The sequence below is a fragment of the Clostridium frigidicarnis genome (genome assembly GCF_900111985.1).
In the GTDB taxonomy this organism is placed as follows: Bacteria; Bacillota; Clostridia; order Clostridiales; family Clostridiaceae; genus Clostridium_Z; species Clostridium_Z frigidicarnis.
The window spans coordinates 19,628-43,137 of the sequence record NZ_FOKI01000030.1; the positions used below are offsets into that span (position 1 = coordinate 19,628).

General features: G+C 28.7%; 30 protein-coding genes and 2 riboswitches. Of the genes, 24 read left to right on the plus strand and 6 right to left on the minus strand.

All coding sequences use genetic code 11. The annotated features are described in order from the left end of the window. Positions 1-147 precede the first annotated feature (147 nt). From BM119_RS14730 to BM119_RS14780, 11 genes are all read left to right on the plus strand, one after another. Positions 148-861: a M15 family metallopeptidase gene (locus tag BM119_RS14730; RefSeq protein ID WP_090042501.1), complete on the plus strand. Its 714-nt coding sequence runs from the start codon at positions 148-150 to the stop codon at positions 859-861. 20 nt (positions 862-881) lie between these two features. Next, a complete protein-coding gene (locus BM119_RS14735; RefSeq protein WP_090042502.1) occupies positions 882-1,574 on the plus strand; it encodes a response regulator transcription factor in 693 nt (230 codons plus the stop codon). Further along, entirely contained in the window at positions 1,564-2,667 is a 1,104-nt protein-coding gene (locus BM119_RS14740; protein ID WP_090042503.1) for a sensor histidine kinase, read from the plus strand. The genes BM119_RS14735 and BM119_RS14740 overlap by 11 nt, the downstream gene beginning before the upstream one ends. Positions 2,668-3,089: 422 nt before the next feature. Next, positions 3,090-3,638, plus strand: coding sequence for a DUF4342 domain-containing protein (locus tag BM119_RS14745; RefSeq protein ID WP_090042504.1), 549 nt, complete (start codon positions 3,090-3,092; stop codon positions 3,636-3,638). A gap of 522 nt (positions 3,639-4,160) precedes the next feature. After that, positions 4,161-4,700, plus strand: a complete 540-nt coding sequence (locus tag BM119_RS14750) for a UBA domain-containing protein (RefSeq protein WP_090042505.1) — start codon at positions 4,161-4,163, stop codon at positions 4,698-4,700. Beyond that, positions 4,693-5,373 carry a response regulator transcription factor gene (locus BM119_RS14755; RefSeq protein WP_090042506.1) on the plus strand — a complete coding sequence of 227 codons (681 nt, stop codon included), beginning with the start codon at positions 4,693-4,695 and terminating at the stop codon, positions 5,371-5,373. The genes BM119_RS14750 and BM119_RS14755 overlap by 8 nt, the downstream gene beginning before the upstream one ends. Next, positions 5,366-6,616: a sensor histidine kinase gene (locus BM119_RS14760; RefSeq protein WP_090042507.1), complete on the plus strand. Its 1,251-nt coding sequence runs from the start codon at positions 5,366-5,368 to the stop codon at positions 6,614-6,616. Before BM119_RS14755 ends, BM119_RS14760 begins: the two co-directional genes overlap by 8 nt. A gap of 249 nt (positions 6,617-6,865) precedes the next feature. Then, positions 6,866-7,273: a hypothetical protein gene (locus BM119_RS14765; RefSeq protein ID WP_090042508.1), complete on the plus strand. Its 408-nt coding sequence runs from the start codon at positions 6,866-6,868 to the stop codon at positions 7,271-7,273. A gap of 296 nt (positions 7,274-7,569) precedes the next feature. Next, positions 7,570-8,676: an efflux RND transporter periplasmic adaptor subunit gene (locus BM119_RS14770; RefSeq protein WP_090042509.1), complete on the plus strand. Its 1,107-nt coding sequence runs from the start codon at positions 7,570-7,572 to the stop codon at positions 8,674-8,676. After that, positions 8,676-9,386 carry an ABC transporter ATP-binding protein gene (locus tag BM119_RS14775; protein WP_090042510.1) on the plus strand — a complete coding sequence of 237 codons (711 nt, stop codon included), beginning with the start codon at positions 8,676-8,678 and terminating at the stop codon, positions 9,384-9,386. Before BM119_RS14770 ends, BM119_RS14775 begins: the two co-directional genes overlap by 1 nt. 1 nt (position 9,387) lies before the next feature. Continuing rightward, the gene (locus BM119_RS14780) at positions 9,388-10,584 is read left to right on the plus strand and encodes an ABC transporter permease (protein ID WP_090042511.1); all 1,197 of its coding nucleotides are present in this window, start codon (positions 9,388-9,390) and stop codon (positions 10,582-10,584) included. A 428-nt stretch (positions 10,585-11,012) separates the two neighbouring features. On the opposite strand, the gene BM119_RS14790 is transcribed toward BM119_RS14780, so the two are convergent. Both BM119_RS14790 and BM119_RS14795 read right to left on the minus strand, forming a co-directional pair. Continuing rightward, complete coding sequence (locus BM119_RS14790; protein WP_090042513.1) at positions 11,013-11,672, minus strand: FusB/FusC family EF-G-binding protein; 660 nt, start codon at positions 11,670-11,672, stop codon at positions 11,013-11,015. Between the two features lie 290 nt (positions 11,673-11,962). Then, a complete protein-coding gene (locus tag BM119_RS14795; protein WP_090042514.1) occupies positions 11,963-12,241 on the minus strand; it encodes a CD3324 family protein in 279 nt (92 codons plus the stop codon). 414 nt (positions 12,242-12,655) lie between these two features. On the opposite strand from BM119_RS14795, the gene BM119_RS14800 reads away from it, so the two are divergent. The 7 genes from BM119_RS14800 to BM119_RS14825 all read left to right on the plus strand — a co-directional run bounded on the left by BM119_RS14800 (position 12,656) and on the right by BM119_RS14825 (position 16,903). Then, on the plus strand, positions 12,656-12,862 hold the full coding sequence (locus BM119_RS14800; RefSeq protein WP_090042515.1) for a helix-turn-helix transcriptional regulator: 207 nt from the start codon (positions 12,656-12,658) through the stop codon (positions 12,860-12,862). Next, positions 12,863-13,315 carry a hypothetical protein gene (locus BM119_RS14805; RefSeq protein ID WP_090042516.1) on the plus strand — a complete coding sequence of 151 codons (453 nt, stop codon included), beginning with the start codon at positions 12,863-12,865 and terminating at the stop codon, positions 13,313-13,315. It abuts the gene before it with no gap. A gap of 35 nt (positions 13,316-13,350) precedes the next feature. Beyond that, the gene (locus BM119_RS14810; RefSeq protein WP_090042517.1) at positions 13,351-13,575 is read left to right on the plus strand and encodes a hypothetical protein; all 225 of its coding nucleotides are present in this window, start codon (positions 13,351-13,353) and stop codon (positions 13,573-13,575) included. A gap of 206 nt (positions 13,576-13,781) precedes the next feature. Continuing rightward, positions 13,782-13,946: a response regulator gene (locus tag BM119_RS20000; protein ID WP_177199447.1), complete on the plus strand. Its 165-nt coding sequence runs from the start codon at positions 13,782-13,784 to the stop codon at positions 13,944-13,946. 206 nt (positions 13,947-14,152) lie between these two features. Then, positions 14,153-14,938, plus strand: a complete 786-nt coding sequence (locus tag BM119_RS14815) for an alpha/beta hydrolase (RefSeq protein ID WP_090042518.1) — start codon at positions 14,153-14,155, stop codon at positions 14,936-14,938. A gap of 76 nt (positions 14,939-15,014) precedes the next feature. Further along, a complete protein-coding gene (locus BM119_RS14820; RefSeq protein ID WP_090042519.1) occupies positions 15,015-15,740 on the plus strand; it encodes an MBL fold metallo-hydrolase in 726 nt (241 codons plus the stop codon). A 404-nt stretch (positions 15,741-16,144) separates the two neighbouring features. Then, positions 16,145-16,903, plus strand: coding sequence for an N-acetyltransferase (locus BM119_RS14825; RefSeq protein ID WP_090042520.1), 759 nt, complete (start codon positions 16,145-16,147; stop codon positions 16,901-16,903). 58 nt (positions 16,904-16,961) lie between these two features. On the opposite strand, the gene BM119_RS20610 is transcribed toward BM119_RS14825, so the two are convergent. The 4 genes from BM119_RS20610 to BM119_RS14845 form a co-directional block, all read right to left on the minus strand. After that, complete coding sequence (locus tag BM119_RS20610) at positions 16,962-17,105, minus strand: UDP binding domain-containing protein (protein WP_423231010.1); 144 nt, start codon at positions 17,103-17,105, stop codon at positions 16,962-16,964. Between the two features lie 88 nt (positions 17,106-17,193). Further along, positions 17,194-17,637: an NUDIX domain-containing protein gene (locus BM119_RS14835; protein WP_090042521.1), complete on the minus strand. Its 444-nt coding sequence runs from the start codon at positions 17,635-17,637 to the stop codon at positions 17,194-17,196. 251 nt (positions 17,638-17,888) lie between these two features. Further along, complete coding sequence (locus tag BM119_RS14840) at positions 17,889-18,551, minus strand: DUF1129 domain-containing protein (protein ID WP_090042522.1); 663 nt, start codon at positions 18,549-18,551, stop codon at positions 17,889-17,891. Next, complete coding sequence (locus BM119_RS14845) at positions 18,541-18,882, minus strand: PadR family transcriptional regulator (protein WP_090042523.1); 342 nt, start codon at positions 18,880-18,882, stop codon at positions 18,541-18,543. The genes BM119_RS14840 and BM119_RS14845 overlap by 11 nt, the downstream gene beginning before the upstream one ends. Before the next feature lie 520 nt (positions 18,883-19,402). On the opposite strand from BM119_RS14845, the gene BM119_RS14850 reads away from it, so the two are divergent. From BM119_RS14850 to BM119_RS14875, 6 genes are read left to right on the plus strand one after another with little or no spacing between them, the layout of a single operon-like run. Further along, the gene (locus tag BM119_RS14850; protein ID WP_090042524.1) at positions 19,403-19,981 is read left to right on the plus strand and encodes a TetR/AcrR family transcriptional regulator; all 579 of its coding nucleotides are present in this window, start codon (positions 19,403-19,405) and stop codon (positions 19,979-19,981) included. A gap of 11 nt (positions 19,982-19,992) precedes the next feature. Further along, positions 19,993-20,715 carry an ATP-binding cassette domain-containing protein gene (locus tag BM119_RS14855; RefSeq protein ID WP_090042525.1) on the plus strand — a complete coding sequence of 241 codons (723 nt, stop codon included), beginning with the start codon at positions 19,993-19,995 and terminating at the stop codon, positions 20,713-20,715. Next, the gene (locus tag BM119_RS14860; RefSeq protein WP_090042526.1) at positions 20,715-21,407 is read left to right on the plus strand and encodes an ABC transporter permease; all 693 of its coding nucleotides are present in this window, start codon (positions 20,715-20,717) and stop codon (positions 21,405-21,407) included. Before BM119_RS14855 ends, BM119_RS14860 begins: the two co-directional genes overlap by 1 nt. A 22-nt stretch (positions 21,408-21,429) precedes the next feature. After that, a complete protein-coding gene (locus tag BM119_RS14865; protein WP_090042527.1) occupies positions 21,430-21,645 on the plus strand; it encodes a hypothetical protein in 216 nt (71 codons plus the stop codon). Between the two features lie 26 nt (positions 21,646-21,671). Beyond that, complete coding sequence (locus BM119_RS14870) at positions 21,672-21,881, plus strand: hypothetical protein (protein ID WP_090042528.1); 210 nt, start codon at positions 21,672-21,674, stop codon at positions 21,879-21,881. Beyond that, positions 21,857-23,032 carry an MFS transporter gene (locus BM119_RS14875; protein WP_242948442.1) on the plus strand — a complete coding sequence of 392 codons (1,176 nt, stop codon included), beginning with the start codon at positions 21,857-21,859 and terminating at the stop codon, positions 23,030-23,032. The genes BM119_RS14870 and BM119_RS14875 overlap by 25 nt, the downstream gene beginning before the upstream one ends. A 124-nt stretch (positions 23,033-23,156) precedes the next feature. After that, a riboswitch (SAM riboswitch) is annotated at positions 23,157-23,263 on the plus strand. 71 nt (positions 23,264-23,334) lie between these two features. Next, a riboswitch (SAM riboswitch) is annotated at positions 23,335-23,451 on the plus strand. The last annotated feature ends 59 nt before the right edge of the window (positions 23,452-23,510 follow it).

Here is a 23,510-nt window from a genome sequence, read left to right on the forward strand (position 1 = left end):
AGAAAACAGTATGCCATAATTAATCTTAAGAGATTTTCAGTGAAAGGTGATAATATATAAACTTAAGGTTTCTTAAGAAATTTTTATAATTCCTGTAAACTCTATCTTCTACAATGAAATTACGATATTAGAGAGGAAGTAGAAGATATGAAAAAAGGATTTAAAAAGATTTTAATATTTAGTGTAATAATAATTTGTGGATTTTGGTATATCATAGGAAATACAATGCTAGGATTGGTGGACACAAGCATTAAAGGAATTAATATTAATTTAAATGATAAAGATAAGTTAATACAAGCACCTAAGGTTAATGTAAAGACGGAGCTAATATTAGTAAATAGTAAGCATAGTTTGGATAAAAATTATATACCAGAAGGGTTAAGTATACCCAATATAGCATTTTCAGATAAATCAGAGGATGAAGAAAAACATGTAGCAGAAATTATTATAAAACCATTAGAAGAATTGATAAACACAGCTAAAGATGAAGGTATAATATTGCTTGGTAACTCAGGTTATAGATCTTATAAATCACAAACAAATGTTTATAAGGATCGAGTGAAATCTCAAGGAAAAGAGCTTGCAGATGCATATGTAGCCAAATCAGGATTTAGTGAACATCAAACAGGACTATGTATTGATATCACTAATAAAGACAGATATTTTGTAGAAGGAACAAAAGAAGCAGATTGGCTTGCAAAAAATTGCTATAGATTTGGTTTTATTATAAGATACCCTAAGGAAAAGAAAAGTATAACAGGTATAGAACATGAACCTTGGCATATTAGATATGTTGGGAAAGAAGTTGCTAAATATATTTATGATAACGGAAGTACGTTAGAGGAATACTTAGGTAAATAATTATATAATTGGAGGAGAAAATGAACAATAATATTCTTGTAGTAGATGATGAAAAAGAATTAAGAGATTTGTTAGAAATAAATCTTAAAAATGAAGGATATAATGTATTTAAATCAAGCTCGGGAGAAGAAGCTTTAGAAATATTAGATAGAGAAGAAATTAATTTAATAGTTTTAGATGTAATGATGCCAGATATGGATGGTTTAGAAGTTTGCAAAAGAGTAAGAGAAAAGTATAACATACCAATTCTTATGCTAAGTGCAAAAGTAGAGGATATGGATAAGATACAAGGCATTATGACTGGTGCAGATGATTATGTATGTAAGCCTTTTAATCATTTAGAACTTACAGTTAGGATAAGAGCATTACTTAGAAGAGCCTATTTTTTAAATACTAAAATGCAAATTTCAGATGACATAATAAGAATTGAGTCAATGGTTATAGATAAGAAGAAACACAAAATAACAATAGATGATAATGAAGTAGATTTAACGGCGAGAGAATTTGAAATTTTATATTTATTAGCTACTAATAGAGGTAGGGTTTTTAGTGCAGAAGAAATTTTTGCAAAGGTATGGAAAGAAAGATATTATCAATCCAACAATACTGTTATGGTACATATGAGTAGAATTAGGGATAAGATAGAACAACATATGGAAGGAAATAAGGTAATTCACACTGTATGGGGAGTTGGTTATAAAATTGAAAAATAAAAGATTATATAAATATTGCTTAGCATCATTAATTGATATATTAATTGCCATAGTATTAACGTATATGACATTAGTTATAAGTAAAAAAATATTGGATTATTTACAGAGGTATACTACAAGTCAATTTGTTTATTATTTTTGGCAAATTTGGAAGAGGCTTAAGTATGGAATATTTGGAGAATCAATCAATATAGTTATTGGGGCAATTTTATTTTCAGTGTTTTATTTACTTATAACATATAGAAAAACTAAGAGTTTAGTAGCTATTATAAATGAAACAGAAATAATGGCTAATGGTGACTTAGGTAGAGTAATACAAGTTAAGTCAAAAGGTGATATCAAAAATCTAGCAGAAAATATAAATAATATATCAAAGCAACTTAAAGACATAACAATAGCAGAAAGAAACGCACAGAAAACTAAAAATGATTTGATAACTAATGTTTCTCACGATTTAAGAACTCCATTAACTTCAGTAATGGGCTATTTAGAAATTATTGATACTGATCAATATAAAGATGAGGTGGCACTTAGATATTATGCTAATATAGCATATGAAAAATCTAAGAGTTTAAATTTGCTTATAAATGATTTGTTTGAACTTACTAAAATGCAAAATAGCACTATTAATCTAGATAAAGTTGATATTAATTTAGTAGAATTATTAGGGCAAGTAGTTGCTTGTTTTGAATATCAATTTAAGAGTGCAAGGATGCAATCAAGAATTAATTTTTCAAATGATAAGCTAATAGTAAATGCAGATGCAGGAAAATTAGTGAGAGCATTTGAAAATCTACTATCCAATGCAATTAAGTATGGGCAAGATGGTTATTATGTTGATGTAGTAACAAAAATTGAAGAAGATATGGCAGTAATTCAAATTATAAATTATGGTGGATCAATACCATCAATAGATTTGCCATATATATTTGACAGATTCTATAGAGTAGAAAAATCAAGAAATAGCAATATAGGTGGATCTGGATTAGGACTCGCTATAACAAAAAACATTATAGAACTACATGAAGGAATGATATTAGCTTATAGTGATGAGGATAGGACTATCTTTGAAGTAAGATTACCAGTTAAATAAATGAGATTTTCTTGTTAAATATTTACTTGTAAAATAATAACTATAAGTTGATAAAAAAATAGCCTAAAGCATGATATAAGTAGCTTTAGGCTTATAAGTTATAGTGGCTATGGTACAATTGTACTTAGTGCAACAAACTCTTATTTTGAGAATATGCATAAGTTTGTGTAATTAAATAAATACGGGCTTTTTGTAATTGGAAATTACTACTGGATTTTATTGTCAGCAGTAATTTTTGTTTTCAAGAAAATATTTGTAACATTTTTTATACAATAATGACTATACTACCTAATAATAATTTTGAGATTAATCATTATTTTAAATTTTAATCTAATTTTAATCTTTCTTATATTTTAGATTAATCTTCTAAAAGTATTATATAACCATGATGAATTGTTAATAAATACACGGAGGTAAATCAAATGGAAAGAAATGAAATGATTGAAATTATAATTACAAAGGCAAATATAAATCGGGAAGAGGCAATAGAAGTATTAGAGAAATGCAATTGGGACATTGTAGATTCTATTATATATTTAGAGAAAATCGGAAAGATAGGAAACAATGAAACTACTACAATAATTGAAATTAAAGAAGAAGAACAAAAGCAAGATAAAAAGAAAAATAGTAAAAAGCATGAAGAAGGGTATGGGGGAATTGGAGAAATGGTTGGTAGGATGTTTAAATTTATAGGTAAGTTAATAAGAAAGGGAAATGAAAACTATTTTGAGGTAAAAAAAGATAATGAAAAGCCAGTGAGAATATCATTAACAATATCCATACTTTTATTAATATTCTTATCTGTACCAACTATAGCATTACTGGTAATAGGATTATTCTGTGGATATAAATATTCATTATCTGGTGCTCGCAATAACTATGATGGTGTAAATAATGCCTTTGAAAAAGCGTCAGAATCAGCAGATAGTGTTAAAAATGATTTTAAAAAAGGTTATGAAAATAATATATAGTATAATAAAGAGATTTTGAAAATATTCAAAATCTCTTTATTTTTAAATTTATATAAGGCACATGAAAGAAAATAAAAAGTCAAAGATGTCATGTATATTTTGTGTCAGAGAGCGAAAGGCGCGCCCTTTTTTAGTGACAAATTAAAAGTGACAAGTGGCAAATTGATGTTGAAAATCACAGATTTTCTTTAATTATATTTTTAAAATCTTCCTTAGAAGATTTAACCGCAACTTGTCACTTGTCACTCATAACTTGTAACTCATTAAAGTTCTCAACTTATTTAGGCACATGAAAGAAAATAGACTATCATACTGACTTGTTATTTTTTTGAATGTGCCTAAAGTCATAATTAAATGTTATAATTTAATGGCTAAGGATTTTATTTATCCGATGACTACTCGCTCTAATACTCCCATCTTCTTCAAAGTGGGAGTAAAGAGCGATTACGTCCCTGGATAACGACTTCTAAGGAGTAAAACTCCTAAGAATTCTGTTTACGCCATAGATATGGAGGTTTGCTTGTGGATAAGCTTAAGTTAGTAGATAAATTGAGGGAAAAAGCAAATGTAAGCTATGAAGAAGCTAAAATAGCTTTAGAGAATAGTGATTGGGATATCTTAGATGCATTATTGTATTTAGAAAAAAATGGAAAGGTAAAAAAACCTTCTGTTAATATATTTTATACTAATGAAGCAAGGTATGGTGATAAAGATAAAAAAAGTGGTAAGAATGAAGAAAATAAATATGAAACAAGCAATAATTTTCAAGGAATTTTCGAAGCTATATGTAAGTATATAGATACCTGCAATAATATTTTTTTAGAAATAAAAAAGAAAGAGAGAATGTTTCTAAAGATTCCACTTACAGTAGTTATCATACTTTCATTTTTTGCTTTTTGGATGGTTATACCTTTAATGGTTGTTTTATTATTTTTTGATATAGAATTATATATATATTCAAAAAAGGTTAATACAGATAAGGTTAATAAGATATTACGGAAGATTTCAGATAATGTAAAAGTCATAAAAGAAAAATTTAAGAAGGCGGATAAGAATGGTTAAGATTTTAATAGTTGAAGATGAAGAGAAATTATCAAGATTTATTGAGCTTGAGTTAAAACACGAAGGGTATGAAATAATAAAAGCAAATAATGGTAGAACAGGTCTTGAAATTGCAGAAAAAGATGAAGTGGACTTAGTTCTTCTTGATATAATGCTTCCAGAAATAAATGGTCTTGAAGTATTAAGAAGGCTTAGAAGAACTTCTGATATTCCAATTATAATGCTTACTGCAAGGGATGCAGTTATGGATAAAGTATCAGGTCTTGATGCAGGAGCAGACGATTATATAACTAAGCCATTTGCAATAGAAGAGTTACTTGCAAGAATAAGAACAGCCCTTAAAAAGAGAATAGTTACAGTGAAGAAAGATGAAGACATAATAAGATGTGGCTTATTGTCATTAGATAAAATGAGACATAAAGTAATGTATGATAGCACAGAGATAGAACTAACCAATAGAGAGTTTAATTTGTTACAAATATTAATGGAAAACAAGAATATAGTGTTAACTAGAAGTATACTTATGGAAAAAGTATGTGGTTATGATTATCTTGGAGAAACCAATGTTATAGATGTTTATATAAGATTTTTAAGAACAAAAATAGATGATGTTTTTAAGGTTAAAATAATAACTACAGTTCGTGGTGTGGGATACGTAATTAAAGATGAGTAGAAAAAATAAAACAAAAAATGTTATATCTATTGCAATAAAATTAAACTCTGTTTTTGTAGGAGATTTATTTTTAAAGTTTCTTATCATTGATATATGCATAATTGCTGGATTTATTGGAGTTTGGTGCATTGAAAATGAAATAAATTTTCACGGTGAAATTATAAGAAATGCCCAAAGATCATTTGAATTTTATCCTATAGAAACAGCAAATTATAAAGTCATTTGGGATAATGGAAAGGTTATGATAAAAGAGGCTAGCACTTTTTTAAACCTTCTTATAAGAGTAATTAGTGCTATTGGAATTATAGAAGGAATAATGCTATTAATACAAATGATATTTGGTACTGCAAAAAATAGAAGGATTTTAAAACCACTTAATGAAATAGCAGAAGCTGCAAGTAGGCTTAGTGATATGGCTTTTGATGAGCAAAAATTTCACAGTCTTGAGGATGCCATATCTAAAATAAGTCCTACTACATATGATGAAAGAATTCATATTAAAGATAGTGAACTTCAGGGTTTAGAGGAAGCAATTAATAACCTATTAGATAGAATGAGGGATTCTTATAGGCAACAAGCAAGATTTGTTTCAGATGCATCCCATGAACTTAGAACTCCTATATCTGTAATTCAAGGGTATGCTAATATGTTAGATCGTTGGGGAAAAGATGATAAAGACGTATTAGAGGAATCTATTGCAGCCATAAAAAGTGAATCAGAAAATATGAAAAACTTAATAGAACAGTTATTATTTTTAGCCAGGGGTATTAATGGTAAAACTCAACTTAAGGTTACGGAGTTTTCACTTAATGATATGATGAAAGAGGTTTTAGAAGAATCTAAGATGATAGATAAAGATCATATATATAGATATATAGATTCAGAAAATATAAATGTTTATGGTGATATATCATTACTTAAACAAACAGCTAGAATATTAATAGAAAATGCAGCAAAGTATACAGATAAAGGCGAAGATATAATACTAAGAACAGGAAAAAATAATAAAAATGAACCGTATTTTTCTATTCAAGATAATGGAATAGGCATGGATGAGAATGATGTATTACACATGTTTGAACGTTTTTTCAGAGCTGATACTGCAAGAGTTAGAAAAAATGGGGGCACAGGGCTAGGGCTTTCCATTGCTAAATGGATTATTGATAGTCATAAAGGATATTTTAGCGTTTTAAGTAGGAAAGAAATAGGTACAAGAATAACTGTTTTTTTACCTAAAAGATAGTAAAATAAAAGTAACACTTCGTATCCACCAGTAAAAATTATGATGGTATTGTATTTTATAATTTTTAAAGGAGGATATTATTATGATAACAAGAGAAGAAGGATGGGAATTAGATAAATTTTTTTACTCTTTAGTGCTGAATATTCGTGTAAATATTGAGAATATGTTCAATTTGTGATATATTTAACTAATAAAAGTAAAATAATATCAAGAATGGATTAATATAATATTTGTTGGGGGGTGAAAAATATGGATGAAAATCAAGAAGTAAAAAGAGGGTGTTTCCTTACTGGAATATTAGTTTTAGAATTGATAGCAGGCATTTGTTCTATTGTTAGCTTAATTTTAAGTAAAGCAGGATTTATTAGTAATCCGTTAGCAGGCATAGACTATAGTACAGGAATGTTTACATATACTATAATAGCTTCAATTATAAGTATAATTTCAATTGTACTTATTTTAAAGTGGAAAAAAGTAGGTGTATATATTTATGTAGCCTTAAGTCTTATTGGATTTGTAGAATCTTTTTTAATAGCAAAAAATATAGAAGTTATTGTAATAGTAAGTGCTGTAGTTAGTGTTTTAATTAGTTTAACTATTGCGTATTTCAGTTACAAAGTAATTGTAAAAAAAGAAAATTACGAATTAGAGGAATAGAAGGCACATGAAAGAAAATAATAAACCAAAGATGCGTCGTATATTTTGTGTCAAACAAGGAAGCAAATTCAGTTAATAGTTGTGCTATTAGCTGAATTTAGTGACGTAGTATGACGGAAAATAGACAAGCATACTGGTCTATTATTTTTTGAATGTGCCTAAAACAAAAAAATAAAAGCCTATATTGGACATTAGTCACATTCAAAATAGACATAGCATCTTTGCGTTGTTATTTTCTTTCATGTGCATTAAGTCTGATATAGGTTATTTAATAAATAAGGAATTTAGGTGGTTATATGAAGATAAATAAAAAAACTAAAAAAATCATAGTTATTATAGCTGGTATATTATTCATAATTTTAGTACCTTTAATTGCACTTACAGTTAAAAAAGGTAGTATTGAAGAAGTATCAGCTATAACTCTTTCAAAGGGTGATGATAATATAATTACAATTAATGGATCAGTTAGTTCACAAGAAAAGAAAGAAATATATGTAGATGCTATAAAAGGAACTAATTATACAATTAATGTTAATAAGGGTGATTACATAAATAGTGGAGATGTGATTATTAGTTATAACAGTGATGCAATAGATAGTAAAATTTCAGCTACAGAGGATCAAATTAAAAGTAAAAAGGATCAGCTATCTAGTTCAAAGAAAAAATTACAAGATTTAAAAGATAGTAAAAATGATAATCCTATACCAGGGGCTATTGACAGCCAAAAAGATTCTTTAAATGAAAAAATATCTATGGTTGAATCAGATATAAAAACAACTGAATCATCACTTAAAGAATTGAAAAATCAAAAAAATGAGCTAAATGTAACAAGTCCTATATCAGGAACTGTAACAACTATTAATAGTAGTGTAACTGCAACATCACCAGCAATTGTGATTCAATCAAACGAAAAAATAGTTAAAGGTGAAATTACAGAATATGAACTTAATAAGATAAATAATGATACTACAGTATCACTAAACTTTAAAGCTACAGGAGAAGAATTTATACCAAGTAAAATCATAAATATATCCAACAACCCAGTAGCAGCAACTATGGGGGCAATACCGGGTGCTGAAGGATCAAAAATTTCAAATTATGAAATTACATTTGAAGTTCCAGGTGATGTTCAAGAAATTGTCAAAGAGGGATTCCACTGTGTACTAAAACTTGGTGAAGAATCTAAAGCAATGGAAATTTCAAAAGAAGTTGTATATAAAGATGTGGATGAAGAAACAAAGCTTGTATGGGCAATTGAAAATAAGAAGCTTGTATCAAAAGAAATAAAAGTAAAAGAAAATGATGGAAAGTTAGAGTTAGTTGAAGGCTTAAATGATGGAGATAAAGTGGTGGACAACCCTTCTTCTAAATTAAAAGCTGGAGATGAGGTGACTATAAAATAATGAGTTTAATAGATATTAAAAGCATTGAAAAATTTTATGGACGGGGTAAAAGTAAATTCCAAGCACTAGAGGATATAAACCTTAAAATAGATGAAGGAGAATTTGTTGCAATAATGGGTCCTTCAGGTAGTGGAAAATCTACTTTAATGAATATTCTAGGGCTTTTAGACAAAAAAATTGAAGGTGAATATTTATTAAATGGGGTAGATGTTAAAACTCTATCTGATGAAAAGTTATCATTGTTTAGAAATGAATCTATAGGTTTTGTATTTCAAAGTTTCAATCTTTTACCTAAAATTAATGCATATAGAAACATAGAATTGCCACTACTATATGGTAAAAGAATGAGCAAGAAAGATAAAAAAGAAAGAATCTTTAAATCACTAGATAACGTTGAACTTTTATCACGTAAAGATAGTCTTCCAAGGGAGATGTCTGGTGGTCAAAAGCAACGTATAGCTATTGCTCGTGCTTTGGTAACTGAACCATCATTTATTTTGGCAGATGAACCAACAGGCGCTTTGGATTCAAAAACAGGAAAAGCCATAATGGAGCTTTTTGTAAAACTTAACAAAGAAGGCAAAACTGTTATTGTTGTAACACATGATAAAAATGTTGCCGCTTATGCAAACAGAGTAATAACTATACTTGATGGGAAGATTCTTGATGATGTAAGAAAAGATGCAAGAACTCTTGAAGCGGGGTGTTAATATGAGAAATATTAAAGAAAATATATTAATGGCGTTACAAGCTATAAAGGACAATAAACTTAGATACTTCCTAACTTTATTAGGAATAGTAATTGGTATAAGCAGCTTAGTTGCCATAGTATCTCTTGGAAATGGTTTAGGAAGTAAAATTCAAGATCAGGTTATGTCACAAGGGGAAGATGCAAGTGTTCAATTATATTTTCAGGGTTCAAATATGGAATCCACGCAAAAGTTTAATCCATATAATGATGATGTCATATATACAATAAAACAAAATAAAGGTGTAAAAGAAATTAATAAAAACTTTTCAGGATCCACTGAGTTAGAAATAGACGGTAAAAAGTCTCATATAGCTGTAAATTATACAAAGAACAATGAAAAATTAAATTCAAATGATATTATATCAGGTAGAAATTTTAATGATAAAGAATTTAATGATGTATACAGAGTTTGTGTAATAAATGAAGACTTAAAAAATAAATTATTTAAAGATAAGAATGCTATTGGGGAAATAATCCAAGTTGCCAATAAACCTTTAAGAATTATAGGGGTTTTAAAATCACCAGAAGATGCAATGATGAGTGCTATGGGAATCAGTAATTATCAAATATATGCTCCTAAAGGAGCATGGAATATTCTTTTTGGTGATGAAGCAACTTATAGTGCAAATATAGTTATAAAAGAAGGCTATGATATGCAAACAGTAGCAAAAGAGGTTACTGAAACCTTAAATAAAAAAGGTGAAATAGATGGTGAATATGTAATACCAAATATGCAAGGTGTTAGTAAACAGGTTGGAAAAATAACATCAATTATAACGAGCTTCATAGGAGGTATAGCTTCAATATCACTTGTTGTTGCAGGAATAGGAATTATGAATGTAATGTACATGGCTATAATAGAAAGAACTCGTGAGATTGGTATTCGTAGAGCCCTAGGAGCTACAGGGAAAACAATATTATTTCAATTCCTTATAGAATCATTAGTAGTATGCATGATAGGTGGAATCCTAGGATTATTACTAGGAATGGGCCTTGGTGTTGGGGTTGGAATGATAATAAAAATATCTCCTGTATTCTCAGCTAATGTTTTCATTGTAGGATTTGGAATATCAATAGGTATGGGAATTGCCTTTGGAGTAAGTCCTGCACTTAAAGCTTCTAAGCTTAATCCTATCGATGCATTAAGTTATGAATAGTAATTATTGAAATGAATTGACAATTAAAGAAAATCTGCAATTTTAAACCTGAAATTGTCACCTTTAACTTGTCACTAAAAAAGCCTAAAGCGTGATATAAGCAGCTTTAGGCTTATAAGTCATAGTGATTTTTAACTTGCTTTATAGGATATTATAAAATTTTGAATCTGTGGATAACTTTGATAATTATTAAAATATATAGATTTTTTAGTTGAAAACTTTAATGAGTGAAAAATTACAAGTGGCAAGAGTTTAAGAAATTGAAAATTGAAAATTCAAGGATAAATCTTCTAAGGAAGATTTTAAAATTTAAAAAATATAATTTAGAGAAAATCTGTGATTTTCAACCTGAATCGTCAATTATCAATTGTCAATTAAAAAAGGGCGTAGCCTTTTTTATGGAGAGAGTATATACATGTATGCTACTATCACTTTATATTGTTAACATTCTTTAAAATTTTCTCAAGTTTTTCGATAGATACAATTCGCTTATTACATTTCGCACTATTTAAACATATATGAAAGCCTAGTGATTTATAAGCATCCGTTCCAGGATTAGACACTTTACAAAGAGGTGAAACAAATGCTACCTCATTTTCTGAGCCTATATGATTGCAAAGAACACATATATTAGTGTTATTAGAAGTAGAGCTTGGAAGTCTACATGACATACATATAAATTTACCATTCATATTATAGACTATAAGTAATTTTCTAATTGATGCATCAATCCAACCTAAATATACAAGCTTTGAATCTTGTCCATTTAAGTCTGGTAATTTAAGTTTCTTTTCTTTTTTAAATAATTTACTAATTTGTGCATTTGTTATACTTGGCATTCCATATACATATTGATCCAAGTCCTTTAAGTAGCTATCTATATGTAAAGGATCAGTTATTTTACTAATATCAAGTATTTCCTTTTCTTCATCAGATAGATTAGGGAAAGCGCTTAATATTTTATCTTGTATATACCCTTTATTTGCTTCAACAATATTGATATCTACACAGTTTCTAAAAGCATTATTTAAATCAAATAAACACTTTTTTATATAATTATATTCATGTTTTTTTATGAAAGTTTCCATAAAATCTAGCACCTCTTTTCTAACAAATATTATTTTATTCTTCATGAAATCAAACAAGATATTCTCACAGGGTTATTTTGTTATTATCAAAATAACGAAAAAAGATGACTATTATTACTTCCACTGAAAGTAACAATAATCATCTAAATTTAAAATATATTATATATAATAATCATTTTATATATGTGCCTTATCTTAAATTAGAAATAATAACTTTCATTGAATTACCACAATGAAAGCATAACATGGTTTTAAATAAATATTCAATCTAATAAATAATTCTGTAATGATTATGAGCATAGACGTTTCTCTTCACTAATTATTCTTCTTATACTCTTTTCTGAAAGGTAATATTCTTCAGTTAGTGCATTAATAGTAGTCCCATCAAGGTACTTTTTATAAATTTCAGTATTTCTCACCTTAAGACTACTCTTTATACCACTCTTTTCTCCCCAGGCTTTATGATTTTCATTTTTTCTGGGTACATAAAGATATCCCCCGTCTACATATTCTTGTATTATTTTAATAAATTCCTCTGGTAACACATCTTGTGCTTTTACATACCTCATTTTCTTACTCCTTCACTTTTATTATAGTGTTAAAGCAAAGAATACTAAAAGGCTATGTGTTACAGAGCCTAAAACACGTACATATTTAAGCTAACTTAACAGCTTAGGCTCCAAACAAAGCATAGCTGACTTTGTTGTAGTCTTTGCAAAGAGCAAGCTGATTTAGAGTTGAATGTATCACAGACCTTCATAAAAACACCTCCAATACTGTATGATAATTATATCATAATTAATATAAATTTGAATATGTGATTAAAAATGACATTATAATTATAACATCCTAAATAAAATTTCAGAAGGAATGGCTAATTGGTTATCGGCTTTTTAAAAAATAAATGCAAAGTAAGCTTGACATTAAATGCAAAGTAAACTATACTAAATTTGCAAAGCAAACATTGCAAAGGAGAGGGTTCATTGAATACTAAAATTAAAGAACTAAGAAAAAAACATAAATTATCCCAAGAGGAATTAGCATTAGCAATAGGAACAACAAGGCAGACAATAACTTCTATTGAGTGTGGTAAATATACGGCATCTCTAGTTTTAGCTTATAAAATAGCTAAGTATTTTGAACTAAGTATTGAAGAAGTATTTGATTTTTCAGAGGTAGAGGAGATTTAAATGGAAAAGTATAAAATGGTATTAAAGAAAAGGGCAATAATATTAGTTGTATTAATTATTTTTGCAACTGGTTTAGGGGTATTCGGTATAACAAATATGTTTGAGGTAGAGAGCAAAGATACATTTAGTAATGGAGCATTAGCTGGATTTCAAACTGGTTTACTATTTGCAATTATTGTATTATCTATAGGAATTATTTTCAGATATATTGTGGCAATTAAGGATAATACAAAGCTTAAGAAACTTTATAATATTGAAAATGATGAAAGAAGAAAAGCTATTAAAGAAAAATCAGGTGCTAATGTGATAATATTTAGCTCTACAATAATTATTTTTGCAGGGATTATATCTGGTTATTTTGATGAAATTGTATTTTTCTCACTAATAGGCTGTGCACTATTCTTACTAACTGTATCAGTTTTCTTAAAACTATATTATTCTAAGAAATATTAATTTGAGGATGGTAGTAATAATAAGGGGTGAAATTGATGAAAGGTAAAAGAAAAGAGACAAAGATTGGAGCGATAGCTTTTATTATTTTTTTATTGTTAAGGTTACTTGGATCATACGTGGAAGTGATTCAGACATGGAATTTAATCCATTTTATAATGGGTATGCTTGTAGGGTTATCTCTACTAGCTGTTATTTCTGAATTTATTCCAGAGCATCTTTATGAAAGGATAAAAGAATCTAAAAGTTTTATTAACAAATAGTATATAGTTTAAATCAATGTTAAAAAAATTGGATTATACACAATAGATTTGAGAAGGAAGATATAACTAGGTATAATGTGGAGGTTATTACTAATTTTATAGTATAATGAATTTAGGCATATTCAAAAAATAACAAGTCAGCAGGGGGCATATTTGACTTGTTATTTTTTTATGTGCCTTACATATTTAGATAATAGGAGATATAAATGAGAATTTTATTAATTGAAGATGATATAAAATTAAAAGAATATATTAGTGAATATTTACAAGCATATGATTATCATGTAACTACAATCAATGATTTTGATATTTTGAGCTTATTGTTAGATATATATTATGTTATAAAAAAATATGGTATTATATTTGTATAATTTTAGTGTGTTATATAAGGGGGATTACCATGAGGTTATGCATTGTTTTTACTCCATGCAGAGTTAAATAAGATACAGTTGCATGGAGTAGAATTGTATCTATTTTTAACTTTGCCCAATTTTAAATAACAATTAAAAAGGAGTAAAGTTAATATGAATATAGTAAATATAAAATTAGAAAAAAATATATTAGGTGGTGAAGAAATATGATTTTACGTGGAAGTGTATTTTCCAAAACCCTTGAAATGGAGACAGGTATAACAGTGATTATTCCTAATACATTTAAGGAAGATAATAAATATCAGGTTGCGTATCTTCTTCATGGCCTTTGTGGTAACAATGGGAACTGGGCGGATAATTCAATGTTACCTGTTTATGCAAATGAGTATAATACTATCTTTATCATGCCAGAAGTAGCAAGAAGTTTTTATACAGATATGAAATATGGTCAGAAATTTTTTACCTATATTACAGAAGAATTACCACAGATTTGTAAAAGCGTATTTAATATATCTTCTAAAAGAGAAGATACTGCAATTATTGGTGGTTCTATGGGTGGTTATGGAGCTTTAAAATGTACTTTATCTAAACCAGAACAATATGGCTATTGCTGCGCATTTGCTTCTGCATGTTTGTTTTTAAAAGAAGGTCTGGATAATCAAAGAGCCTATGGAGATACAGAAGATTTTAAGGCTATGTATGGTGAAAGATTAATTAATGATTTTCAAGCAGCTTTTGGCAAAAGTTTAGAATGGAATTCTAGTGATGAGATATTAGTACTAGCTAAAAATATTTGTAAACAATCAATTAAGCCAAAGATATATGCATCTTGTGGTATAGAAGATTGTTTTAGAGAAGACAATAAGAGATTTAATGAGGAAATGAAAAAATTGGATTTTGAATTTGTTTATGAGGAATGGACTGGAAGTCATAATTTTTATTTTTTTGATGAAGCATTAAAAAGAGCACTAGAATTGCTTTACAAAAGGTAATCATAATTAATCTTTACTTATTGACAAGTATATTGAAATGAAGAGTTTAGATAAAAGGCTTTAAAGGAGAAAAAATATGGAACTTAAAAAAATATCTGATAGAATTTATTATTTACCTGCCGAAGAAGAAACTGACAGACCAGTTCTTGGATATATTAAAGGAGATAAATATTCATTGGCTATAGATGCAGGTAATTCATCTAAGCATGTAGAAAAATTTTATTCCGAATTAAATAATGCAAATTTGAAATTGCCAGATTATACAGTGATCACCCATTGGCATTGGGATCATACATTTGGCATGCATTCAGTAGTAGGAAAAACGATTGCAGGACAATTAACAAATAATAAATTAAAAGAAGTTGCAACATGGCAATGGTCTGATGTTGATATGAAAAATAGACTTGAAACAGGTAAAGATATTGAAATGTGTGATAGATGTATCAAGGTGGAGTATCCAAATAGACAAGAAATAAAAGTAACTTATGCAGATATAGAATTTAACGGAAGTTTAAAAATCGATTTAGGTGGAATTTATTGTGAACTTACTGAAATTCAGGCACCTCATTCAGAAGATTCGGTAGTGGTTTATGTACCCCAAGAAAAAACGGTTTTTGTTGGTGATGCATATTGTGAAGATTACTATGATAATAATGGTCGGTATGATAAGGATAAGTTAGAGTCTTTTATTTCACTAATAAAAGAAAGAGATTTCAATACTTATGTTTTGGGACATGATGAACCACAAACGAAGGATGAATCAATTACATATTTAATAAACGAATTAAAAAAGCTAAAATAAAAAAGTTAGAAGATAAAATTACTTTAAAAGGTCGAACAAAAAATTTTTCTAATATAAAATTAACAGCTAAATCTTATATATGTAATATAGAAATATGTAGGGATGAAGAGCGATGATACTTGGTTTATAGCCAATGATATTACGGAACCTTCTCATATTTTAAAAAAAATCTAGATAAAGCTTTAATAAGCTATAGACTATTTTATGTAGTTTATGGCTTAATCTTATTAAAGAAAATCTGTGATTTTTATCCTAAACTTTCAACCCTCCACTATCCACTTTCAACTAAAAAGGGCGCAGCCACTTTTGTTCTTGAGTTTGTATTGTAATTTATTACTGTAATAAGACATAATGGTGTCATATTTGGTTTTATATAATTTATTAAAAAGCATAAGGAGTATGATATGGAATTTATTAAAATAACTGAAAATAATATTGATAAAGAACATATATGTTGTGCAATAACTGAAAAGAAAGGTGAGAGTTGTATTAAGTCCAAAAAAGATTGGATGAAGGAACGATTGAAGGATGGACTGATTTTTAAAAAATTAAATGTAAGAGGTAAGGTTTTTATAGAATATATACCAGCTGAAAAAGCTTGGTATCCCTTTAATGCAGATGGATATATGGTTATAAATTGTTTTTGGGTATCAGGGAAATATAAGGGTAAAGGAATCTCAAATTTATTATTAGATGAATGTATTAAAGATAGTAAACTACAAGGGAAAAGAGGTATAGTTGTACTATCATCTAAAAAGAAAGTTCCATATTTGAGCGATGGAGATTATTTAAAACACAAAGGGTTTAAGGTAGCAGATACTGTAGCACCCCATTATGAACTTTTATACCTTCCATTTAAAGAAGGTGAGACGGTACCAACAATTAAATCATGCGCCAAAAAGGGTGAAATAGAAGAACAAGGATTGAAGCTATATTATTGCAATCAATGCCCCTATACGGAAAAGTATGTTGAAATAATAAAAGAAATAGCAGATAGTAGAGATGTAGATTTACAAATAAATAAGTATGAAAACAAGGAACAAGCTCAAAATGCTCCATCACCATTTACAACCTATAGCTTTTTCTTTAATGGAGACTTTATAACTAATGAAATTTTAAGTGAAAAGAAATTTATTAAATTTCTTGATGAAAATAATTTATAATTTTAAATGTAAGCGGTTAATATCTCGTCACCTAGACAAGGTATTAACCGCTTAAGTGCTATTTATAGATGTCATATGTTAAAGTGCTTACGTAATTTCCAAATAAATTTAATATCTTTATTATATCAGCAACTTTGGAATTTCTAGTGTCAGGACAGTTTTCTTTAAAAGTTATTCCAAGAATAACTACATTCTGCTCCATTAAATGAAATAATCATTTTATTTCTTATTATACTATTAGTTATAAAGTTCTAGAGAATAAACAATATTTTCATAAAACAGTTAACATCTTATAATTCTCTTTTTTTGATACAATCAAATCTTTTATACCTATACAAGTCGCTTACAAGAGTATCTCTAACCACATCAATTAGGGGAATATCCTTTAGTTTGTTAATCGGAACAATAGTTGGTATATATACCCCATTATCTTTACATAAGAATTCTGCCCCATTTCCAGTTCCAATTTCTCCTCCGATATATTCGGCTAAGAAAAATATTTCAACTTCTCCATTATTGCGTAATCTATAAATTTCTCTACAGACCTTGATATCAATGCCTAACTCTTCGTATACTTCTCTTATAACACATTGCTCCTCATTTTCTCCATCTTCTACACCACCACCTGGAAATACATAGTAGTCCAACTTTGCACCTTGTTCTTCTCTTATTCTGTGTATGAGTAGAATGCACTCTTCATATGGAATAATTGCTCTAGCTCTTAATTTTGACAATACTCTCACTTCCTTAGATCTTCTTTTTGCCACCCTAAGTCACTGCCTTATATTGATATAGGAATATTATTACATCAAGTTACTGCTTATGCTAGGTGACGAGTTATTTGGCGCTTACGAAGAGGTTTATAATAAATTATAACATTGAGTTGTACGAATAGGTAAGCATACATTAAAAATAGCACAAACTTTGTACAGGGTTTCTTACAAGGTTTGTGCTTTGATTTTATAGTTTATATAATGTAAATATTCTATTCCATCCAATTTATTTTCTTTGCTTGTTTATGAATTAAATCTTTGTATAGGAATGTACATGATGCCCATATAGTACCAAAGACTAAGTGTATCACATAATTTGGAATAGAAAATAAAACAATTCCCTTTAAAGTTCTTGAAGGTATTGCGATTAATATAGTTACTACAATAAAAAACATAGAGTTAATTAAAAGTCGTTTAGTTAAAGATTGAAATGCAAATTTATATGATATAAAAAAAGTATAACTAGAAAGGATTAAAGCATATAATAAGAACAATGATAAATGTCCTACATCAAATTTAACAACTGAAGGGGTTAAATTGAAGAACATAATTCCCCACATAAACCACCAAAGTGATATTTGATTTAGGATTGAAAGAATTAATTCTTTAAGTGAAACCTTTCCATAGCCATCCACAATAGAATCGCACCAAGATTTTTCATCATCACCGATTATATCAGATAAAGTTTTTTCGCGTTTTTCAGCTTCTATAGCCATTCCAATTAAATCTTTTCTAATAATTTCTCTATCAAAGGCTCCAATTCTAGAGATTTGTACATATTTTAAAATGCGAGACAAAATTTCTTGATTTATATCAGTTAGTTTTTCAGTAGTAGTTTCATTTTGTGTTTTTAATGTATTTAATTCATTTGCCATTATTTATACCCCCCATAGATAATATTGTATTTACAGATTTAGAAATTTCAGTCCAGTTTTTATGGAACTCTTCTAAAGTTAAAATTCCTTCTTTTGTTAGTGAATAATATTTTCTAGATGGCCCTAATGGTGAGGGTCGAAATTCTGAATTAATGAGATTCTTTTTTTCCAGTCTTAAAAGAAGCGGATAAATAGTTCCTTCTCTTATTTCTTTAAAGCCATATTGTTGAAGCTTTTCTACAATTTCATAACCATAAGTTGTTTTTATATTAATTATTTGTAAAATACAGCCTTCTATTGTTCCACGCATGAGCTGAGATTTATCATTCAAAATTAATCACCTTCTTTCCACTACCTTGTACCGTAAAGTACTTAGCTATATTGTAGCACAAGGTAGATGTGGTGTAAATATATTACAAGAAAAAATGTAAGATTATAATATTTTTTATGTTTATCATTCAAATCTTAATTGGCCAGAAAGAGATGAACATCAAGTAGATTTATTGTTTCCAATAAAATTAAAGGAAAAAGAATAGAGTTATTATATAAATGGAGATATTTTATTTAAAAAAATGATGAAATGATGGTTTTATGTTTTAGAGCTATTGAATAAATTGAACAAGCTAAATTAAGAAAGAAGCACGCTAATCTTTATTTGATGGGTGCTTTTTCTTTTTGCAATATATACAGATTAAATCTTATAATGTCTCTCATCAGCCAATAATTTATAAATAATTAGGGGTATATAAAAATTATTTATTTTGTTGACAAGTTTAATCCTATGATCTATTATTACTGTATGACTTATAAAATTTATTTGGTCATACGGTAATTTTAAAGGAGGTATTATAATGGCTAAAAGTTTTACTGAAACTGAAAAAGAGAATATACGAGAAAAATTAATTGCAGAATGTGAAAAAAGTTGGGCTAAATTTGGTTATAAAAGAACTAATCTTGATAGTCTTTGTGCAAAAGTAGGAATATCCAAAGGTGCTTTTTATTTGTTTTACAATTCAAAAGAGGAATTATTTTGCGATGTTGTTGATGTCATTCAAGATCGATTGATTTTGATAATTCAAGAAACTATGGCTGGAACACCTACGAAATACGACTTTGCAAAAGCGTTAAAATTAATATATTGGGAGTATGACAAGGGAAACCTTATCTTTGATTTTGATAACCCAGATTTTATAGCGTTTATAAATAAAGTCCCAAAAGAATGGCTATCCAAGCATCAACTTAATTCTTTAAGCGGCATACACGAAATTATTAAGCAATCTAAACTAACTCTTAAAGTTGAAGAAAAAAAGGCTATGGCAGTTTTTGACACACTTTTGTCTATAAACATGCGTAAAGAGCACCTTATTTACGATCACTTTGAAGTATTTAACTTTATGCTTGACAATATGATAGAAGAAATTTTTGAATAGGAGGTGATGTTTTGGACTATGCAATAGAAGTACATGATTTATGCAAAGTAATTGATAATCAGCCCATATTATCAAATGTAAATATGAAAGTTAAAAAAGGTGAAATCTATGGATTTTTAGGAGCAAATGGAGCGGGTAAAACCACTTTGATGAAAGTATTGTTTCGAATACTAAAGCCAACCTCCGGTACAATTAAATTATTGAGCCAACAGGAACTGGACAGTAGTAACAATGTTTTCTGCAAAATTGGTAGTATTATTGAAATGCCTGTTTTTTACCTAAATCTAACAGCTAGACAAAATCTTGAACTCCATTGTGACTATATGGGAATTGATTATAAGGCAAACATTGAAAAGTGTTTACAAATGGCTGAAATATCAGATACAGGTAATAAAAAGGTGAAAAATTTCTCACTGGGGATGAAACAAAGACTTGCAATAGCCAGAGCAATATTGACAGATCCAGAAATTCTAATATTGGATGAGCCAATTAATGGTCTTGACCCTAAAGGTATATCAGACATGAGGGAATTGCTTATTAAAATTAATAAGGAACGAGGAACGACAATTTTAATATCAAGCCATATTCTAAGTGAAATGGAGAAAATTGCGAATACCATCGGCATTATTAACAATGGGATTATTCTGGAGGAAGTGTCAATGAGTGATATTACGGCAAAGAATATTAATTTAGAGGAATACTATTTGCAGCTATTAGAGGGGGTGAGGAAATAATGACAAATTTGATAAAGCTTGAACTAAGAAGATTTAACCTAAAGAATCATGTTTTTGGTGTAATGATTGCCAATATAGTTATTTTATTTTTTAGTGTGTTTATGACATATATGCTTTCAATGGGTGAAATTCCACAAACCAATTTGCCATCTGTTGAACTCGATACAATAAGCATTAGTAGTATGTTAATGAAAGCTACTTTTTTGGTATGGGAATCTGTTCTAATAGCAACGATCATCATTGAAGAATTTAGAAGTAAAACAATGTCATTACTTTTTACTTATCCAATTAACCGAAAAAAGTTGATAGCCACTAAATTAGTACTGATATTGCTAGTCACATTTGTTTCTATTGCTATTTCGGAATTGTTTCAAAACATATGCATATTTGGAATTAGCAAGATATTGAGTTTTGTTAGTTATGGGATTACCCCTAAAGATGTTTTTAATGTTGTAATAACAACAATTACAGCAACTTTATTGGGAATGCTACCCCTGTATATTGGAATGATACGAAAATCCACTATTGCAACCATTATTTCATCCATTTTCATTGTTAGTATAGTAGTTAATGCGCAAGTAGGTACCGGAGGATTAATTTCTATAATACCAATTTCATTAGCATTAGGTGCTATTGGGGTGTTTTTTGCCACAATAGCCATAAAAAATATTGTAAACAATGATTTATATTAAATTCTTATGAGGAGGAGCTGCCATGAGTAACTTAGATAATTATTTCAATGTATCTTTTGACCCACAATTATTATTAATTACTTCAATCATTAGCATAGTAATAGGAATTTTTCTTATAATGTTTGGCTTATTAAGAAAAAAGAAAACACAAGGTAAAAGTACAGGTGCATGGATTTGTATTGGAATTGGGATTGCTGCAATTTTATCAAATCTTATGCAAATTATATGGCGCATATAGAATTTTATATGGAGGAAAATCATATCATGGATAAATTTGTAAATGAATTAAACCGCTTTTTTCATGTATCAGTAGAGTTGCCCAGACATTCAATAATATTCTTCGGTTCAATTATGAGTATCATAGTGGGAGTTTTCCTTGTTTTACTTGGTGTGTTTAGGAAAATTGAGATTCCAATTTATTTTGGTGTTGCAGTAATCCTATCAAATTTATGGGGGGTGAACCGCCAAAAATGAAAACATTTAATAGAAATTTTAATTTAATGGTTTTAGGGCAGATTATATCACTTTTTGGAGCAGCGATATTAAAATTCTCTTTATCCCTATATATCCTTGATTTAACAGGTAAAGCGGAAGATTTTGCTACAATCTTAGCTATTTCAACTATACCAGTTATAATACTTTCACCAATCGCTGGTGCTATTGCAGATAGATTCAATCGTCGAAACTTAATGGTGATTTTTGATTTTTTAAGTAGTACCATTGTTTTAGCCTTAATGCTATCTTTGTTATGGGGGAATAATTCAGTGTTTTTAATAGGTGTGATAATGACGTTGCTGTCTGTTGTAAGCACTATGTATCAGCCTGCTGTCCAAGCATCAATTCCAGTATTGGTTGATGAGGATAACTTGATAAAGGCAAATGGAATTGTATCTGGTGTAAGTGCATTAACAGGAATCGTTGGTCCAATTTTAGGAGGTTTATTATATGGACTTGTAGGACTTGAAGCTGTTGTAATTGTTAGCTGCATTGCATTTTTCTTGTCAGCAGTAATGGAAATATTCATACAAATACCATTTACAAAGAAGTCGTATGGAGGGAATATTGTAACGGCAATTTTTATGGATATTAAAGAAGGTTTAGGATACATATTAAATAAAAATCGTTTTATCTTAAAAACCATGTTCATTGTGGCTGGGATAAACTTATTTTTAGCTCCAATGATTTTAGTAGGTGTACCTTATATTGTGAAGATTGTAATGGGCGCTGATAGTACATTATTTGGCATAGCACAGGGAGCAATATCTTTTAGTACAATTTTGGCAGCCATAGGAATCGGGGTTATTAGTAAAAAACTAAAAATAGATAACCTGTATTTGTGGTTTGTTGCTTGTGGACTTTTATTCATTCCAATGGCATTGTCCGTTAAACTAGTTACATCAAATTTAGGATTCTGGATACCCTTTATCTTTTTCACAGTATCAGCTATGCTAATACTTTTTGCAGCGGCTACATGTGCAACTCCATTAGGTCAAATTATTTATGGTACATTGCTGGATAGCTTTAGTGATAGGGTTTATATAACTGTCTTAATTGCCGGAGCATTTACCTTGGTTATGGGGTTTGTTGCAAAGATAACATTAAGCTCTAAAAGAGCAAATTTTTAGATAATACATATAGCCTTAATAAGGTAAATAATCAAAACCTTTAATTATTTTTTACCATATTTTTTTAAAATTATCATTGACATATTAAATAAAATTTGGTAAAGTTATAATAATTTAAATATGGATCTTATCAAGAGTGGTGGAGGGAAAGGCCCTATGAAGCCCAGCAACCAGTATGTTTTATTTACATATATGGTGCTAAATCCTACAACAAGTGTTGAAAGATAAGCAGATGACGCCACCTCTTTTAACAAAGAGGTTTTTTGTTTAGGTAGATAGATCGATAAAATTAAATAATTTAACTCTTATCAAGAGAAGTGGAGGGAAAGGCCCTGTGAAGCTTCGGCAACCAGTATGTATCATTCGCATATATGGTGCCAATTCCTATTTTAGATGTTTTATCTAAAAAAAGATGAGAGAGATTGTGCATACTTAATAAGTGTAGCTCTCTTTCGTCAAAAGTAATTTTGGGAAAGGG